Source organism: Streptomyces catenulae (assembly GCF_000718015.1).
Taxonomy (GTDB): domain Bacteria; phylum Actinomycetota; class Actinomycetes; order Streptomycetales; family Streptomycetaceae; genus Streptomyces; species Streptomyces catenulae.
This window is the reverse complement of sequence record NZ_JODY01000001.1, coordinates 131,994-148,791: the sequence shown is the minus strand read 5'-3', so window position 1 is coordinate 148,791 and position 16,798 is coordinate 131,994. Positions and strand designations below refer to the sequence as shown.

The window sequence follows — 16,798 nt, the reverse complement described above, 5'->3', positions numbered from 1 at the left end:
GGCCGCGCCGACCGCTCCCCGCGGCCCCGGCACCGCCCGCGCCACCGCCCCGAACAGCGCCGTCACCGCCTCGCGGGCCGCCCCTTCCCACCCCGGGCGCGGTACGAACCGATCAGGCGGGTGAACGGCCGGGCACGGCCTTGACGGAGGTGGCCGCCCCGGGAACGGAACGGGGCCGGGGCGGCCACCCGAAGGCGTCCGGCCCGGCCCCGTCGGCCGTCGTGGCGGGTCAGCCCAGCGTGCGCCGGACCTCGTCGACCACCGTGTCCAGCGGCACGGCGGTCTGCTCGCCGCTCTCCAGGTTCTTCAGCTGGACGACGCCCTCGGCCAGATCGCGCTCACCGGCGACCAGCGCCAGCCGGGCGCCGGAGCGGTTCGCCGACTTCATGGCGTTCTTCAGGCCCTTGCCGCCGAAGGCGAAGTCCGTCGCGATCCCGGCCTTGCGCAACGCGGTGACCTGGCCGAACAGCACCCGGCGGGCCTCCTCGCCGAGCGGGACCGCGTAGACCGCGGTGGCCGCCGGGATGTCGAGTGTGACGCCCTCCGCCTCCAGGGCCAGCACCGTGCGGTCGACGCCGAGCGCCCAGCCGACGGACGGCAGCGCCGGGCCGCCGATCATCTCGGACAGACCGTCGTAACGGCCGCCGCCACCCACCGCGGACTGCGAGCCGAGACCGTCGTGGACGAACTCGAAGGTGGTGCGGGTGTAGTAGTCGAGACCGCGCACCAGGTTGGCGTCGTCCTCGAAGGCGACGCCCGCCGCGGTCAGCAGCTCGCGGACCTGCTCGTGGTACGCCTTGCACGCCTCACAGAGGTAGTCGCCGAGCGCCGGGGCGCCGGTCAGCTGCTTGCGGACGGCCTCCCGCTTGTCGTCGAGGACGCGCAGCGGGTTGATGTCGACGCGGCGGCGGGTGTCGTCGTCCAGGTCGAGGCCGCGCAGGAACTCCTGGAGGGCGGCGCGGTAGACCGGGCGGCACTCCTTGTCGCCGAGCGAGTTCAGCAGGATGCGGAAGTTCCGCAGCCCCAGCGAGCGGTACGCCTGGTCGGCGAGGATGATCAGCTCGGCGTCGAGCGCCGGGTCCTCCGCGCCGATGGCCTCCGCGCCGACCTGCGAGAAGTGGCGGTAGCGGCCCTTCTGCGGACGCTCGTAGCGGTAGTACGAACCGGAGTACCAGAGCTTGACGGGGAGGTTGCCGCCCTTGTGGAGGTTGGCCTCCAGCGCCGCGCGCAGCACGGAGGCGGTGCCCTCGGGGCGCAGTGCGAGCTTGTCGCCGCCCTTGGTCTCGAAGGCGTACATCTCCTTGGTCACGATGTCGGTGGACTCACCGACACCGCGGGCGAACAGCTCGACGTTCTCGAAGCCGGGCGTCTCGATGTAGCCGTAGCCGGAGTTGCGCAGCGGTGCGGAGATCGCCTCGCGGACCGCGAGGTAGGTCGCGGAATCGGGGGGAAGCAGGTCGTACGTGCCCTTGGGGGCCTGAAAGGTGCTCACGGAAAGTCTCGTCACATTCCTCGTCGCGGAGGGGCGGTGGTGCCCTCTCCGAGGCCGGCGGCCAGCTCCCGCAGATAGGGGTTGCCGGCGCGCTCGCGGCCGATGGTGGTCTGGGGGCCGTGGCCGGACAGGACGACGGTCGAGTCCTCCAGCGGCAGGCACACACGTGCCAGCGACCGCAGGATCTCGGCGTGATCGCCGCCCGGCAGATCGGTGCGTCCGATGGAGCCGGCGAACAGCAGGTCGCCCGAGAAGAAGACCGGCGGGACGTCGGCCTGCTCGGGCATCCGGAAGGTCACCGACCCCTTGGTATGGCCCGGTGCGTGCGCGACGGAGAAGTCCATCCCGGCCAGTTGCAGGGTGCTGCCATCCGTCAGCTCCTTGACGTCGTCCGGCTCCCCCACCGTCAGCTCGCCCATGAGCGGGGCGCCGATGGCCCGGCCGAGGGCCTTCTCCGGATCGCTCATCATGTAGCGGTCCTCGGGGTGGATCCAGGCGGGTACGTCGTGCGCACCGCACACCGGGACGACCGAGGCGACGTGGTCGATGTGGCCGTGGGTGAGGACGACCGCGACGGGCTTGAGGCGGTGCTTGGCGACCGCCTCCTCGACGCCCTGTGCGGCGCGGTGGCCCGGATCGATGATCACGCACTCCTCGCCGGCGGCGGGGGCGACCAGATAGCAGTTGGTCCCCCAGGCCCCGGCGGGGAACCCGGCAATCAGCACGTTCGTCCTTAAAGGTCGTGGGGTCGGGCGCCTCGCGCAGGCGGCCGCTCCCGGAACAACTCGGCAGCTCCAGAGCCTACCGGCGCACCTGAGGCGGCGGCGAACCCGTATACGGTACGGCCACGGCCCACGACCTGGGGCGCCGAGACCTTCGCCCCAGCTCGTCACCCGAGCGACCGAGCGCGGCACGCAGTGCAGGACAGGAGACGACCGGTGGTCAGCAGCGATCAGCGACGGCGGCAGCTCGCCAGGGAGAAGTACGCGCGCCAGCAGCAGCGGCGCGCCGAGGCCCGGCACAAGGCCAAACGCCGCAACGTCATCATCGCGGGTGTGCTCGCCGTGGTCCTCGCCGCGGGCGGAGCCGCGTACGCCACCGCGGGGCTGGCCGGTGGCGATCACGACGACGCCGCGGCGGCCGCCCCCACGAAACCGGCCGACCCGTGCGCCCGTCCCGAGAAGGGTGCGGCGTCGAAGAAGACGTGGAAGAAGGAGCCGGAGATGTCCGTGGACACCTCCGCGACGTACACCGCGAAGCTACGGACCACCTGCGGTGAGATCGATCTGCAGCTGGACGCCGCGAAGGCGCCGCACACGGTGAACTCCTTCGCCTTCCTCGCGAAGCAGGGCTACTTCGACCACAGCCGCTGCCACCGGCTCGTCGACTCCGGCATCTACGTCCTGCAGTGCGGCGACCCGACGGGCACCGGCCGCGGCACCCCCGGGTACACGATCCCGGACGAGAATCTGAAGGACCCGCGGCTGAAGGGCGACGTCTACCCGGCGGGCACGGTCGCGATGGCCAACCGCTACGACGGGAAGCACGACAAGACCCGCAACACCGGCGGCAGTCAGTTCTTCCTCGTCTACCAGGACAGCAAACTGCCGCCCAACTACACGCCGTTCGGCAGGATCACCGGCGGCACCGACGTACTGAAGAAGATCACCGACGCCGGTTCCTCGCCCGATCCCCAGACCGGCGACACCGCGCCGAACGCCACCGTCGTCATCGACCGCGCGACGGTAACCGCCTCGTAGAAAGGCTGCGGGCCGGTGGAATTCGGTCGTGCTGGATGCGGACAGCCGACCGCCGGGTCGCCTAGATTGGCGTATGTGGAGGGTGCCTGTTCCGACGGCCGGCCCCTCTCCCGCAAGACAGCCCGTCGGACCGGCCGGGGCGCAGCCCCGGCGGACAGAAACTGTGGACGACGCCGGGGGGCCGCACGCCCTCGTCGGTGTCATGTGGAGGAGGCGCTGTGAGCAGCGACCCATGGGGCCGCGTCGATGAGACGGGGACCGTGTACGTGCGTACCGCCGATGGCGAGCAGGTCGTCGGATCGTGGCAGGCGGGAACCCCCGAGGAGGCTCTCGCCTACTTCGAGCGCAAGTACGAGGGCCTGGTCGTCGAGATCGGCCTCCTGGAGCGCCGGGTCAAGACCACCGACCTGTCGGCGAAGGACGCGACGGCCGCGATCGACCATCTGCGCAAGCAGGTCGACGAGCACCACGCGGTGGGTGACCTGGAAGCGCTGAGGAAGCGGCTCGACGCGCTGGTCGCCACCGTCGACGCGCGGCGCGAGGAGCGCAAGGCGCAGAAGGCGAAGCAGAGCGACGAGGCCCGGGTGGCCAAGGAGAAGCTGGTCGCCGAGGCCGAGGAGCTGGCCGCCAGCGAGCAGTGGCGGGCGGCGGGTGAGCGGCTGCGCGCGCTGGTCGACACCTGGAAGGGCCTGCCGCGGCTGGACCGCAAGGCGGACGACGAGCTGTGGCACCGCTTCTCGCACGCCCGCTCGGCGTTCTCCAAGCGGCGCAAGGCGCACTTCGCGTCGCTGGACGCGCAGCGTGAGGAGTCCCGCAAGGTCAAGGAGAAGCTGGTCGCCGAGGCGCAGGCGCTCTCGAATTCGACGGACTGGGGGGCGACCGCCGCCCGGTACCGCGAGCTGATGACCGACTGGAAGGCCGCGGGCCGCGCCCAGCGCGAGCACGAGGACGACCTGTGGAACCGCTTCCGCGGCGCGCAGGACGTCTTCTTCCAGGCGCGCGGTGAGGTGTTCGCCGAGCGCGACGCCGAGCAGCGGGAGAACCTGACCCGCAAGGAGGAGCTGGCCGCCGAGGCGGAGAAGCTGCTGCCGGTCACCGACCTCAAGGCGGCGCGGTCCGCGTTCCGTTCGGTCAACGAGCGGTGGGAGGCCATCGGGCACGTCCCGCGGGACGCCCGCCCGAAGATCGAGGGCCGGATGCACGCCGTGGAGCGCGCCATCCAGGACGCCGAGGAGGCCGAGTGGCGGCGGACGAACCCGGAGGCGCGGGCCCGGGCCGCGGGCCTGACGGGTCAGCTGCAGGACGCGGTCGACAAGCTGGAGAAGCAGATCGAGACCGCGCGGGCGGCCGGTAACACCGCCAAGGCGGACAAGCTCGGCCGGGAGCTGGCGGGCCGCAGGGCCCTGCTCGACCAGGCGCTGAAGGGCCTGGAGGAGTTCGGCGGCTGAGCCCCGACCACGTAGGAAGAACCCCCGCTCGGACCTTCGGGACCGGGCGGGGGTTCTTCCGTGTCGGGCCTGCGCCTAGGGGCGTCGCGCGGATGTCACGCGGTACACGTCGTAGACGCCCTCCACCCCGCGGACCGCTTTCAGGACGTGGCCCAGGTGCTTGGGGTCGCCCATCTCGAAGGTGAAGCGGGAGGTGGCGACGCGGTCGCGGGAGGTCTGGACGGCCGCGGAGAGGATGTTGACGTGCTGGTCGGACAGGACGCGGGTGACGTCCGACAGCAGCCGGGAGCGGTCCAGCGCCTCCACCTGGATGGCGACGAGGAAGACGGAGGACTGGGTGGGCGCCCACTCGACCTCCAGGATCCGCTCCGGCTGCCGGGAGAGGGAGTCGACGTTGACGCAGTCGGCGCGGTGAACCGATACGCCGCTGCCGCGCGTGACGAACCCGATGATCGGGTCGCCCGGCACCGGCGTACAGCAGCGCGCCAGCTTCACCCAGACGTCGTCGACGCCCTTGACCACCACACCGGGATCCGCGCTGGAACGCCGCTTGGAGCGCCGGATCGGGGTGGACTCGGCGATGTCCTCGGTGGCCTCCTCCTGCCCGCCGAGCGCCTGCACCAGCTTCTGGACGACGCTCTGGGCGGCGACATGGCCCTCGCCGATCGCCGCGTAGAGCGAGGAGATGTCCGGGTAGCGCATCTCGTGCGCGAGGGTGACCAGCGAGTCGCCGGTCAGGATGCGCTGGATGGGGAGGTTCTGCTTGCGCATGGCGCGGGCGATGGCGTCCTTGCCCTGCTCGATCGCCTCGTCGCGCCGCTCCTTGGAGAACCACGCACGGATCTTGTTGCGGGCGCGCGGGGACTTCACGAAGCCCAGCCAGTCCCGCGACGGACCGGCGCCGGTCGCCTTGGAGGTGAAGACCTCCACCAGATCGCCGTTGTCCAGCGTCGATTCGAGCGGGACGAGCCGCCCGTTGACGCGGGCGCCTATCGTGCGGTGGCCGACCTCGGTGTGGACGGCGTACGCGAAGTCGACGGGGGTGGCCCCGGCGGGCAGCGCTATGACGTCGCCCTTCGGGGTGAAGACGAAGACCTCGTTGCGGGAGAGGTCGAAGCGGAGCGACTCCAGGAACTCGCCCGGGTCCTCGGTCTCCTTCTGCCAGTCGAGCAACTGCCGCAGCCAGGCCATGTCGTTGACGGTGTCGCCCTTGCCGCCCGCGCCCTTGGGGACGTCGGTACGGACCTTGGAGGCACCGGCGACGGCCTCCTGCTTGTACTTCCAGTGCGCGGCGATGCCGTACTCGGCGCGGCGGTGCATGTCGAAGGTGCGGATCTGCAGCTCGACGGGCTTGCCCGCGGGGCCGATGACCGTCGTGTGCAGCGACTGGTACATGTTGAACTTCGGCATCGCGATGTAGTCCTTGAACCGGCCGGGGACCGGATTCCATCGCGCGTGGACGGTGCCGAGCGCCGCGTAGCAGTCGCGGACGGTGTCCACGAGGACGCGGATGCCCACCAGGTCGTAGATCTCCGCGAAGTCCCGGCCGCGGACGATCATCTTCTGGTAGACGCTGTAGTAGTGCTTGGGGCGGCCGGTGACGGTGGCCTTGATGCGGGCGGCGCGCAGATCGGCCTGGACCTCGTCGGTCACTATGGCCAGGTACTCGTCGCGCTTGGGGGCCCGCTCGGCGACGAGGCGGACGATCTCGTCGTACATCTTGGGGTAGAGGATCGCGAAGGCGAGGTCCTCCAGCTCCCACTTGATGGTGTTCATGCCCAGCCGGTGCGCCAGCGGGGCGTAGATCTCCAGCGTCTCGCGGGCCTTCTTCTCCTGCTTCTCCCGCTTGAGGTAGCGCATGGTGCGCATGTTGTGCAGGCGGTCGGCGAGCTTGATGACGAGGACGCGCGGGTCCTTGGCCATCGCGACGACCATCTTGCGGACGGTCTCGGCCTGCGCCGCCTCGCCGAACTTCACCCGGTCGAGCTTGGTGACGCCGTCGACGAGCAGCGCGACCTGGTCGCCGAAGTCGCGGCGCAGGGTGTCGAGGCCGTACTCGGTGTCCTCGACGGTGTCGTGCAGCAGCCCGGCCATGAGGGTGGCCGGATCCATGCCCAGCTCGGCGAGGATCGTGGTCACCGCGAGCGGGTGGGTGATGTACGGATCGCCGCTCTTGCGCTTCTGGCCGCGGTGCCAGCGCTCGGCGACCTGATAGGCCCGCTCGATCTGCCGGAGCGTGGCCGCCTCGATCTTGGGGTCGTTGCTCCGCACCACGCGCAGCAGCGGCTCCAGGACCGGGTTGTACGGGCTGGAGCGCTGCACGCCGAGGCGGGCGAGGCGGGCGCGGACGCGGCTGGAGGAGCCGGAGCGCCCGACGGCCGCGGGCGGCGCCGGTTTGGCGACCGAGGTCGGCGTGGGCCGGACGGCCGGGGGCCGCGGCGTGGCCGGTTCGGGGGCTTGCGGCCGGGCGGACGGCTGCTGCTCGGGGGTGTCCGGCCGTGCTCCGCCACCGGCGGGGGACGTACCGGGCCCGGGCGCGGCTCCGTCGCGGGCGGCGTCCCGGTCTTCGGGCTGCGCGCCCGCGGGGCCCGCGGCCCGCGGCTTCGGCTCGTTCCCCGACGCGTCGGCGGACCCCGCCGGACGCGGCCGGGGGGAGAGCGGCTGGGCCTCGTCTGGCAAGAGCACTCCTCAAGTGGTTCCGGACCACAAGGCCACGATCGCGCCACGACCGGGCCGGGGTGCCATCGTATCGGCCCGGGCGCCGGTCCTCTCCTGCGACGGTGACGGCGGCCACGACAACGGCGCCGGGGCCCCGGGGGAAGGATCCCCGGAGCCCCGGCGCCGTGGTGGTGCCGGACCGGCTCAGACCGTGACCAGGGCCTCCAGCGGAGCGCCCTTCAGCGTGGCCTCCAGGCGCTTACGGCCCTCCAGGAAGCCCAGCTCCATCAGGACCGCCAGGCCCGCGACCTCGGCGCCCGCCCGCCGCACCAGCTGGAGCGAGGCGTCGGCGGTGCCGCCGGTGGCGAGCACGTCGTCGATGACCAGGACCCGGTCGCCGGGCTCCAGCGCATCGGCGTGGATCTCGATCTCGGCCCGGCCGTACTCCAGGTCGTACGTCTGGCCCAGGGTGGCGCCGGGCAGCTTGCCGGCCTTGCGGACCGGGACGAAGCCGACACCGGCGCGGACGGCGGCGGGGGCGGCCAGTATGAAGCCGCGCGCCTCCAGACCGGCGATCTTGTCCGCGCGGTGGCGTACGCACAGCTCGGCCAGGGCGTCGGTGAGCGCCCCGAACGCGTCGGGGTCGGCCAGCAGCGGGGTGATGTCCTTGAACACCACACCCGGCTGCGGGTAGTCCGGCACATCGGTGATCCGGCCGAGCAGCAGCTCGCGCAGGGCCGCGGGGGCGGTCATCGGCGCTTGCCCGACGGACGGCCGCGACCGCGGCTACGGGCGACGGGCTGCGAGCGGGGGCCGACGAGACCGGCCGCGGCCGGGTCGTCGGCGGGCTCGGGGTCGTCGTCCTGCGGCTGCTCCGCCTCCTTGGCGGCGGCCGAGGCGCGCTTGGCCTTGACCCGCTTGGCCAGCGCCTTCATCTGCGGCTCGGTGTTCTTCAGGTCGGCGACCAGCGGGGTCGCGATGAAGATCGAGGAGTACGCACCGGCGGCGAGGCCGACGAAGAGGGCGAGCGAGATGTCGTTGAGCATCCCGGCGCCCAGCACACCGCCACCGACGAAGAGCAGACCGGCGACCGGCAGCAGCGCGACGACGGTGGTGTTGATCGAGCGGACCAGCGTGCCGTTGATCGAGCGGTTGGCGACCTCGCTGTAGGTGAAGCGGGTCTGCTTGGTGATGTCCTTGGAGGCTTCCTTGAGGCTGTCGAAGACGACGACCGTGTCGTAGAGGGAGTATCCGAGGATGGTGAGCAGACCGATCACGGTGCCCGGGGTGACCTCGAAGCCGACCAGCGCGTAGACGCCGACGGTGATCGTCAGGTCGTGGATCAGCGCGATCAGGGCGGCGAGCGCCATCCGCCACTCGAAGGCGATGGCGAGGTAGATGACCACGAGGACCATGAAGATCCCCAGGCCCAGCCACGCCTTGTTGGCGATCTCCTCGCCCCAGCTCGGGCCGACCAGCTGGGTGTTGATCTCCTTGACCGGGACCTTCAGGTCCTCGGCCAGCTTCTCCTGGACCGGGACGGCCTGCTTGGTGTCCAGATCGCTGATCTGGATGCGCAGGGCTCCGCCGCCGAGCTTCTGCACCATGGCCTGGTGGCCGCCGGAGGCGGACTCGGCCAGGTGCTGCGCCTCGGAGGAGGAGACGGAGGTCTTCGGCGTGGTGAGGACCGCGCCGCCGGAGAACTCGATGCCCATGTTCAGGCCGCGCACCGCCAGACCGACGAGGGCCGTGATGGTGATGAGGATCGAGATGCCGTACCAGATCTTCCGCTTGCCGATGAAGTCGTAGCCGACCTCACCGCGGTAGAGCCGGGCGCCGAGGTTGCCGAGCTTGGACATCTCACGCCTCCTTCGTCTGGGTGGGGGCGGCGGTACGACGGCGGCGCAGCGGCGGCCGGGCGCCCAGGCGCCGCGGGTCGAGGCCGGACCAGGGATGGCCGTCGGCGAAGAACTTGCGGCGGGCCAGCAGCGTCATCAGCGGCTTGGTGAAGAAGAACACCACGACGACGTCGAGGAGCGTGGTCAGACCGAGGGTGAACGCGAAGCCCTGGACCTTGCCGACGGTGACGATGAAGAGCACCGCGGCGGCCAGGAACGACACGAAGTCGGAGACCAGAATCGTCCGGCGGGCACGCGGCCAGCCGCGCTCGACGGCCGGGCGCAGCGAGCGGCCCTCGCGGATCTCGTCCCGGATGCGCTCGAAGTAGACGATGAAGGAGTCGGCGGTGATACCGATGGCGACGATGGCGCCGCAGACCGCCGGGAGGTTCAGCGCGAACCCGATGGTGGGGCCGAGCAGCGTCATGATCGTGTACGTCAGGACCGCCGAGACGCCGAGGCTGGCCAGGGCGACCAGCGCCAGACCGCGGTAGTAGGCGACGAGGTAGACGATGACGAGGGCGAGGCCGATCGCACCGGCGACCAGACCGGCGTGGAGCTGCTCACCGCCGAGCGCCGCGGTGACCGTCGTCTCGTCCGCGATCTTGAAGGAGAGCGGCAGGGCGCCGTAGGACAGCATGTTGCCGAGGTCCTCGGCGGTCTGCTGGGTGAAGCCGCCGGAGATGGTGGCGCTGCCGCCGTTGAGCCGCTGGCTGACGCGCGGGTCGGAGACGACCGCACCGTCCAGGACGATCGCGAACTGGTTCTGCGGCTGGGCCTTGGTGGCCAGCTGGCCGGTGATGTCCGCGAACTTCTTGCCGCCGTCGGAGGTGAAGTCCATCTGGACGATCCAGCCCTGGCCGGTCTGACCGTCGAAGACCGCCTTGGCGTTCTTGACGTCGGTGCCCTCGACGCCGACCGGACCGAGCACGTACTTCTGCGAGCCGTCGTCCTTGCAGGCCACGACCGGTTCGCTCGGCTTGGCGCCGGCGGCCTTCTCACCGGCGAGCGCGCGGCTCTGCTTGGTGGAGCAGTCCAGGGCGGCGAGCTGCTTCTGCAACGCCGGGGGGATGCCCGCCTGGCCCGGGACGGGCGGGGTCGCGGGCGTCTGGGGCTTCTGCGTGGCGGAGCCGCCGGGGGTGGGGTCCTTCTTCAGGGCGTCCGTGACGGCACGGCCCTGGGTGGTGGCGCTCGCGGTGGGCTTCGGGTCGTCGCCGGACTTGCCGTCCGCGGCCTCGTCGCCGGACTTCCCGTCCTTGCCGCCGGTGTCCTTGCCACCCTGCTTGCCGCCCGCCGAGGGGGTACCGGACGGCTGCTCGGGGGTCTTGCCACCCGCGGTGGTGGTGAGCACCGGGCGGAAGCCGAGCTGGGCGGTGGTGCCGACCTGCTGGCGGGACTGCTTCGCGTCCGTCCCCTTGGGGATGTTCACGATGATGTGGTCGGTGCCCTGGGTCTGGACCTCGGACTCGGTCACGCCCAGACCGTTGACGCGCCGCTCCATGATGTCGGCGGCGGTCTTCATGTTGGTCTCGTTGATCGCGTTGGGCTTGCCCGGCTGGTTCTGGGCCTGGAGCGTGAAGCTGGTGCCGCCCGCCAGGTCGATTCCCAGCCGGGGCGTCAGCGTGCCGGAGTAGAACATGCCTCCGACGAGCGCCACCATGGCGATCAGGATGAGGACCAGGGTGCGCCCCGGCTTGCCCTGGCCGGCCGGTGCCCTGCGGCCCTTCTTCGGTGCTGCCACCTTCTCGTTTCTCCCTGTCCAACCGCTCGGTCGGAGGTGTCTGCCGAGCGGCCACGAAGTGTTGTGGGGACGTGCCCCCGCCGGAGCCTAGACCGTCACGGAACCGCGGCGCCCGCAGCGGGGCGCGTCGCGGTTCCGTGGGGCGGGGCTACTTCGCGTCGGCGTCGCCGGACTTCTTCTCCTCGGCGGACGCGTCCTTCTCGGCGGTGGCCGGGGTCTCCTCGGCGGACTTCTCGTCGGCCTCGGGCTTGTCGGCGGCCGCGGCGTCACCCTTGCCGAGGTCGATCTTGTCGGACTTCTCACCCGAAACGGTGGCGGTGTCGTCACCGGTCAGCGAGGAGATGTCGTCGGGCACGACCGGGTCGGCGCCGTCGATGATCCGGTTGTACTCCTCGTCCGCGAGGACCGCGCCGACGGCGTTCTTCGCGTACACGGCGTGCACGCCGGGGGCCACCTCGAGGAGGACCGTCTCCTCGTGGATCTCCTTGACGGTCGCGTACATGCCCCCGATCGTCCGGACACCGGTGCCCGGCTGCATCTCGTTACGCATCTGCGTGGCCGCCTGCTGCTTCTTCTTGGCGGACCGGGTCATCAGGAACATGGCCCCGATGAGGACGATGAAAGGGAGGAAAGTCACGGTACTCACGGGACAGAAATTCCTTCGCACGACCGCTGAGTCGCGGTCTCGTATAGCGGGGGTGGGAAACGCCGCCCGCTGCCGGGACGGCATCGGCGGAGTCTAAGTCAGTCCGCACCAGTGGAACAACGCCCAGCATCGCACCGCAGTTCCTGACCGGGCGACTCTCCGCGCCGTCACGCCCCGAAGAGGCCCTGCTGTCCCGTTGCGCCCGGTTGTTGCTGGGGCGGGACGAGGCCGAGGTGGGCCCAGGCCGCGGGGGTCGCGATCCGGCCACGGGGGGTGCGGGCCAGCAGGCCCTCGCGGACCAGGAACGGTTCGGCGACCTCCTCGACGGTCTCGCGCTCCTCCCCCACGGCGACCGCGAGGGTGGACAGGCCGACGGGACCGCCGCCGAAGAGCTTCAGCAGGGCGGTGAGGACGGCGCGGTCGAGGCGATCCAGTCCGCGGGCGTCGACCTCGTAGACGTCCAGGGCGCGCGCGGCGGTGGTGCGGGTGATCACACCGTCCGCCTTGACCTGGGCGTAGTCGCGGACGCGGCGCAGGAGGCGGTTGGCGATACGGGGCGTGCCGCGGGAGCGTCCGGCGATCTCGGCGGCGCCCTCGGCGTCGATCTCGACGTCGAGCAGCCCGGCGGAGCGGTGGATGACGCGCTCCAGCTCCGGCGGGGCGTAGAACTCCATGTGGCCGGTGAAGCCGAAGCGGTCGCGGAGCGGGGGCGGCAGCAGACCGGCCCGGGTGGTGGCGCCGACGAGGGTGAACGGCGGGAGTTCGAGGGGGATGGCGGTGGCGCCGGGGCCCTTGCCGACGACGACGTCGACGCGGAAGTCCTCCATCGCCATGTAGAGCATCTCCTCGGCGGGGCGCGACATCCGGTGGATCTCGTCGAGGAAGAGGACCTCGCCCTCCTGGAGGGAGGAGAGGATCGCCGCGAGGTCACCGGCGTGCTGGATGGCGGGGCCTGAGGTGATGCGGATCGGGGCGCCCATCTCGGCGGCGATGATCATCGAGAGAGTGGTCTTGCCGAGGCCGGGGGCGCCGGAGAGCAGGACGTGGTCGGCGGTGGCGCCGCGGGCGCGGGCGGCGCGCAGCACCAGGTCGAGCTGTTCGCGCACCCGCTCCTGGCCGACGAACTCCCCGAGGTCCTTGGGGCGCAGCGCGGCCTCGACCGCGGTGTCCTCGCCGTCGGCGGCGGCGCCGACCAGCCGGTCCGCGGCCAGGGCCGGGTCGGTTGCGGCGGACGGTGCGGTGTCGTCCCAGTTCACTGCGGATTGCCTCGCGGGGTCGGGGCGGCGGGGCCGCCGGGGTGTGGGGGTGCGGGCGCGGTCCGGCGGGGGCCGGGCCGGGCGGCTCAGCGGGTGCGGTTGAGGGTCTGCAGCGCCGCCTTGAGGAGCTGCGGGATCTGCGGGGTGCCGCCCCCGGCGACGGCGGCGTCGGCCTGCGGGGTGACGGCGGCGACCGCCTCGTCGGCCTCGCGGGTGGCGTAGCCGAGGCCGATCAGCGCGGCGTGCAGCTGATCGCTCCAGCCCGTGGTGACCGGGGCGGGCGCGCCGCCGGTGCCGAGCGGCGCGCCGAGGCGGTCCTTCAGCTCAAGCAGCAGCTTCTGGGCGCCCTTCTTGCCGATGCCGGGGACGGCGGTGAGCGCCTTCTCGTCGGCGGTGGCGACCGCGCGGCGCAGTGCGTCGGGAGAGTGCACGGCGAGCATGGCCTGTGCCAGGCGCGGGCCGACGCCGCTGGCGGTCTGGAGCAGTTCGAAGGTGGCCCGCTCGTCGTCGTCGGCGAAGCCGTAGAGGGTCAGCGAGTCCTCGCGGACGACGAGGGAGGTGGCGAGCCGGGCGGGCTTGCCGATGCGCAGGCCGGAGAGGGTGTCCGGGGTGCACTGGACGGCCATGCCGACGCCGCCGACCTCGACGACGGCGGTGTCCGGTCCGAGGGCCGCGACCGGCCCGGAGACGAAGGCGATCATCGGATGCCCTTCTGGGGAGCGGCCCGGCGGACGCCGGGGGTACGGGCGGAGGGTGCGGCGCGGCGGGCCGCGGCGTGTGCCTGCTGGAGGCGGCCGGAGGCGGGGGCGCGCCAGATGTGGCATATGGCCAGCGCCAGCGCGTCGGCGGCGTCGGCCGGCTTGGGTGGCGCGTCGAGCCGGAGCAGCCGGGTCACCATCGCGCCGACCTGCTCCTTCCCGGCCCGTCCCGAGCCGGTGACCGCGGCCTTGACCTCGCTGGGGGTGTGCAGGGCGACCGGGAGTCCGCGGCGGGCGGCGCAGAGCATGGCGACCGCGCTGGCCTGGGCGGTGCCCATGACCGTACGGACGTTGTGCTGGCTGAACACCCGCTCCACGGCGACGTATTGGGGGCGGTGTTCGTCCAGCCACTGCTCGATGCCGCGCTCGACGAGGACGAGGCGGTCGGCGATCTCGGCGTCGGCGGGGGTACGGATCACGCCGACGCCCGCCATCGTCAGGGGGCGGCCGACGGCGCCGTCCACGACGCCGACGCCGCAGCGGGTGAGCCCGGGGTCCACGCCCAGTACGCGCACGGTGCCTTCTCCTCGGTCGACCGGCCGGACGCGGGAGCGTCGGCCTGTTCGTGCAGGCTATCGGCTGCCACTGACAACGCGTCGGGTCAGGGCCGCGGGCGCCGCCGCGGGCGGGCGCGTCCGGTGCCGGTCAGCCGAAGCGGCCCGCCGGTTCGCACCGGCGGGCCGCTGTCGGTCGTACGGGAGGAACGCCCCGTCAGGCGTCGATCTTGGCCATCGTCTCGTCGGAGACGTCGAAGTTGGCGAAGACGTTCTGCACGTCGTCGCTGTCCTCCAGCGCGTCGATCAGCTTGAAGATCTTGCGCGCGCCCTCTTCCTCCAGCTCGACCTGCATGGTCGGGACGAAGTTGGCCTCGGCCGAGTCGTAGTCGATACCGGCTTCCTGGAGCGCGGAGCGGACCGCGATCAGGTCGGTGGCCTCGCTGAGCACCTCGAAGTTCTCACCGAGGTCGTTGACCTCCTCGGCGCCCGCGTCCAGGACCGCGCCCAGGACGTCGTCCTCGGACAGCTCGCCCTTGGGGACGATCACGACGCCCTTGCGGTTGAAGAGGTACGACACCGAGCCCGGGTCGGCCATCGAGCCGCCGTTGCGGGTCATCGCGACGCGGACGTCGGAGGCGGCACGGTTGCGGTTGTCGGTGAGGCACTCGATGAGCACCGCGACACCGTTGGGGCCGTAACCCTCGTACATGATCGTCTCGTAGTCGGCGCCACCGGCTTCGAGACCCGCGCCGCGCTTGAGCGCGGAGTCGATGTTCTTGTTGGGAACCGACGACTTCTTCGCCTTCTGGATGGCGTCGAAGAGGGTCGGGTTGCCGTCCGGGTCGGCGCCGCCGGTCCGGGCCGCGACCTCGATGTTCTTGATCAGCTTCGCGAAGAGCTTGCCGCGCTTGGCATCGATCACGGCCTTCTTGTGCTTCGTCGTAGCCCATTTAGAGTGGCCGGACATCCGCCTGTCTCCTTCGCGTAACCCATTGAGAAACCAACGCGCCGATCCTACCGGGAGCGCATCAGACCGCCGTACGCACCATGTCCACGAAGAAGGCGTGTACACGGTGGTCGCCGGTCAGCTCCGGGTGGAACGACGTGGCGAGGACGTTACCCTGCCGGACGGCCACCGTGTGTCCGTCGTACCTCGCGAGGACCTCGGCGGCGGCGCCGGTGGACTCGACCCAGGGCGCGCGGATGAAGACGCCGTGGACCGGACCGCCGGGGATGCCCGTCATGTCGACGGCCGCCTCGAAGGACTCGTTCTGCCGTCCGAAGGCGTTACGGCGGACGATCATGTCGACGCCGCCGAACGTCTCCTGGTCCGCGCGGGCGTCCAGGAGCTTGTCGGCGACCATGATCATGCCGGCGCAGGTGCCGTAGACCGGGCGGCCGGAGCGGACGAAGTCGCGCAGCGGCTCCAGCATCCCGAAGACGACGGCGAGCTTGGACATCGTGGTGGACTCGCCGCCCGGGACGACGAGGCCGTCGAGGTCGGCCAGTTCCTCGGGGCGGCGCACCGGCCGGGCCAGGGCGTCCGCCGCGGCGAGCGCCACCAGGTGCTCGCGGACGTCGCCCTGGAGGGCCAGGACTCCGATGGTGGGGGTGGTCATCTCCGTGTTCACCAGCCGCGGTTGGCGTACCGCTCGGCCTCGGGGAGGGTGTCGCAGTTGATGCCGACCATGGCCTCGCCCAGGTTGCGGGAGACGTCCGCGACGACCTTCGGGTCGTCGTAGAAGGTGGTGGCCTTCACGATGGCGGCGGCGCGCTTGGCCGGGTCGCCGGACTTGAAGATGCCGGAGCCGACGAAGACGCCCTCGGCGCCGAGCTGGCGCATCAGCGCGGCGTCGGCGGGGGTGGCGACGCCACCGGCGGAGAAGAGCACGACGGGCAGCTTGCCCAGCTCGGCGACCTCCTTGACCAGCTCGAAGGGGGCGCGCAGCTCCTTGGCGGCGGCGTACAGCTCGTTGTTGTCGCAGCCGCGCAGCTTGGCGATCTCGCCCTTGATCTGGCGGAGGTGGCGGACCGCCTCGACGACGTTGCCGGTACCGGCCTCGCCCTTGGAGCGGATCATGGCCGCGCCCTCGGCGATCCGGCGCAGGGCCTCGCCGAGGTTGGTGGCGCCGCAGACGAAGGGGGTGGTGAAGGCCCACTTGTCGGAGTGGTTGACCTCGTCGGCGGGGGTGAGGACCTCGGACTCGTCGATGTAGTCGACGCCGAGGGACTGCAGGACCTGCGCCTCGACGAAGTGGCCGATGCGGGACTTGGCCATGACGGGGATGGAGACGGCGTCGATGATGCCGTCGATCATGTCCGGGTCGGACATCCGGGCGACGCCGCCGTCCTTGCGGATGTCGGCGGGGACCCGCTCCAGCGCCATGACGGCGACGGCACCGGCGTCCTCGGCGATCTTGGCCTCTTCGGGCGTGACGACGTCCATGATCACGCCGCCCTTGAGCTGCTCGGCCATGCCGCGCTTGACCCGGGCGGTTCCGGTCTCGGGGGTCTGGGGCGTGGTGGGCGTGCTGGACACGGTTGACCTCACTCAATGCGGGTGGTTGCGCTTCTTCACCCACACAACCGTTGGTGAGGGGGCCGCGAAAAGGGCCAATTGGTGGCCGGTGGCTCGTGCCGCCGG

General features: G+C 71.6%; 15 protein-coding genes. 2 read left to right on the top strand and 13 right to left on the bottom strand.

Features of this window, described 5'->3' with window-relative positions; translation table 11 throughout:
- Window positions 1-229 precede the first annotated feature (229 nt).
- Window positions 230-1,492 carry a histidine--tRNA ligase gene (gene hisS, locus IF23_RS0100630; protein ID WP_030278539.1) on the bottom strand — a complete coding sequence of 421 codons (1,263 nt, stop codon included), beginning with the start codon at window positions 1,490-1,492 and terminating at the stop codon, window positions 230-232.
- An 11-nt stretch (window positions 1,493-1,503) separates the two neighbouring features.
- The gene (locus IF23_RS0100625; protein WP_030278536.1) at window positions 1,504-2,217 is read right to left on the bottom strand and encodes an MBL fold metallo-hydrolase; all 714 of its coding nucleotides are present in this window, start codon (window positions 2,215-2,217) and stop codon (window positions 1,504-1,506) included.
- A 213-nt stretch (window positions 2,218-2,430) separates the two neighbouring features.
- Between IF23_RS0100625 and IF23_RS0100620 the strand changes: the two genes are divergently transcribed.
- A complete protein-coding gene (locus IF23_RS0100620; protein ID WP_030278533.1) occupies window positions 2,431-3,252 on the top strand; it encodes a peptidylprolyl isomerase in 822 nt (273 codons plus the stop codon).
- Window positions 3,253-3,470: 218 nt separating this feature from the next.
- Window positions 3,471-4,700, top strand: a complete 1,230-nt coding sequence (locus tag IF23_RS0100615; RefSeq protein WP_030278531.1) for a DUF349 domain-containing protein — start codon at window positions 3,471-3,473, stop codon at window positions 4,698-4,700.
- Between the two features lie 75 nt (window positions 4,701-4,775).
- On the opposite strand, the gene IF23_RS0100610 is transcribed toward IF23_RS0100615, so the two are convergent.
- The 11 genes from IF23_RS0100610 to pdxS form a co-directional block, all read right to left on the bottom strand.
- A complete protein-coding gene (locus tag IF23_RS0100610; protein WP_030278529.1) occupies window positions 4,776-7,379 on the bottom strand; it encodes a RelA/SpoT family protein in 2,604 nt (867 codons plus the stop codon).
- A 183-nt stretch (window positions 7,380-7,562) separates the two neighbouring features.
- A complete protein-coding gene (locus IF23_RS0100605; protein ID WP_030278527.1) occupies window positions 7,563-8,111 on the bottom strand; it encodes an adenine phosphoribosyltransferase in 549 nt (182 codons plus the stop codon).
- Complete coding sequence (gene secF / locus IF23_RS0100600; protein ID WP_030278525.1) at window positions 8,108-9,217, bottom strand: protein translocase subunit SecF; 1,110 nt, start codon at window positions 9,215-9,217, stop codon at window positions 8,108-8,110. The genes IF23_RS0100605 and secF overlap by 4 nt, the downstream gene beginning before the upstream one ends.
- 1 nt (window position 9,218) lies before the next feature.
- Window positions 9,219-10,997, bottom strand: coding sequence for a protein translocase subunit SecD (secD, locus tag IF23_RS0100595; RefSeq protein ID WP_030278523.1), 1,779 nt, complete (start codon window positions 10,995-10,997; stop codon window positions 9,219-9,221).
- Window positions 10,998-11,145: 148 nt separating this feature from the next.
- Window positions 11,146-11,643 (bottom strand): preprotein translocase subunit YajC, encoded by a 498-nt coding sequence (gene yajC, locus IF23_RS0100590; protein WP_030278521.1) that lies wholly within the window; start codon window positions 11,641-11,643, stop codon window positions 11,146-11,148.
- A gap of 167 nt (window positions 11,644-11,810) precedes the next feature.
- Window positions 11,811-12,899, bottom strand: a complete 1,089-nt coding sequence (gene ruvB, locus IF23_RS0100585; RefSeq protein WP_030278519.1) for a Holliday junction branch migration DNA helicase RuvB — start codon at window positions 12,897-12,899, stop codon at window positions 11,811-11,813.
- 86 nt (window positions 12,900-12,985) lie between these two features.
- The gene (ruvA, locus tag IF23_RS0100580) at window positions 12,986-13,600 is read right to left on the bottom strand and encodes a Holliday junction branch migration protein RuvA (protein WP_030278517.1); all 615 of its coding nucleotides are present in this window, start codon (window positions 13,598-13,600) and stop codon (window positions 12,986-12,988) included.
- Window positions 13,597-14,172 carry a crossover junction endodeoxyribonuclease RuvC gene (gene ruvC, locus IF23_RS0100575; RefSeq protein WP_030278514.1) on the bottom strand — a complete coding sequence of 192 codons (576 nt, stop codon included), beginning with the start codon at window positions 14,170-14,172 and terminating at the stop codon, window positions 13,597-13,599. The genes ruvA and ruvC overlap by 4 nt, the downstream gene beginning before the upstream one ends.
- Before the next feature lie 196 nt (window positions 14,173-14,368).
- Window positions 14,369-15,121 (bottom strand): YebC/PmpR family DNA-binding transcriptional regulator, encoded by a 753-nt coding sequence (locus IF23_RS0100570; protein WP_030278512.1) that lies wholly within the window; start codon window positions 15,119-15,121, stop codon window positions 14,369-14,371.
- A gap of 61 nt (window positions 15,122-15,182) precedes the next feature.
- On the bottom strand, window positions 15,183-15,773 hold the full coding sequence (gene pdxT / locus IF23_RS0100565) for a pyridoxal 5'-phosphate synthase glutaminase subunit PdxT (protein ID WP_030278510.1): 591 nt from the start codon (window positions 15,771-15,773) through the stop codon (window positions 15,183-15,185).
- An 8-nt stretch (window positions 15,774-15,781) separates the two neighbouring features.
- Window positions 15,782-16,693, bottom strand: a complete 912-nt coding sequence (gene pdxS, locus IF23_RS0100560) for a pyridoxal 5'-phosphate synthase lyase subunit PdxS (RefSeq protein WP_030278507.1) — start codon at window positions 16,691-16,693, stop codon at window positions 15,782-15,784.
- Window positions 16,694-16,798 lie beyond the last annotated feature (105 nt).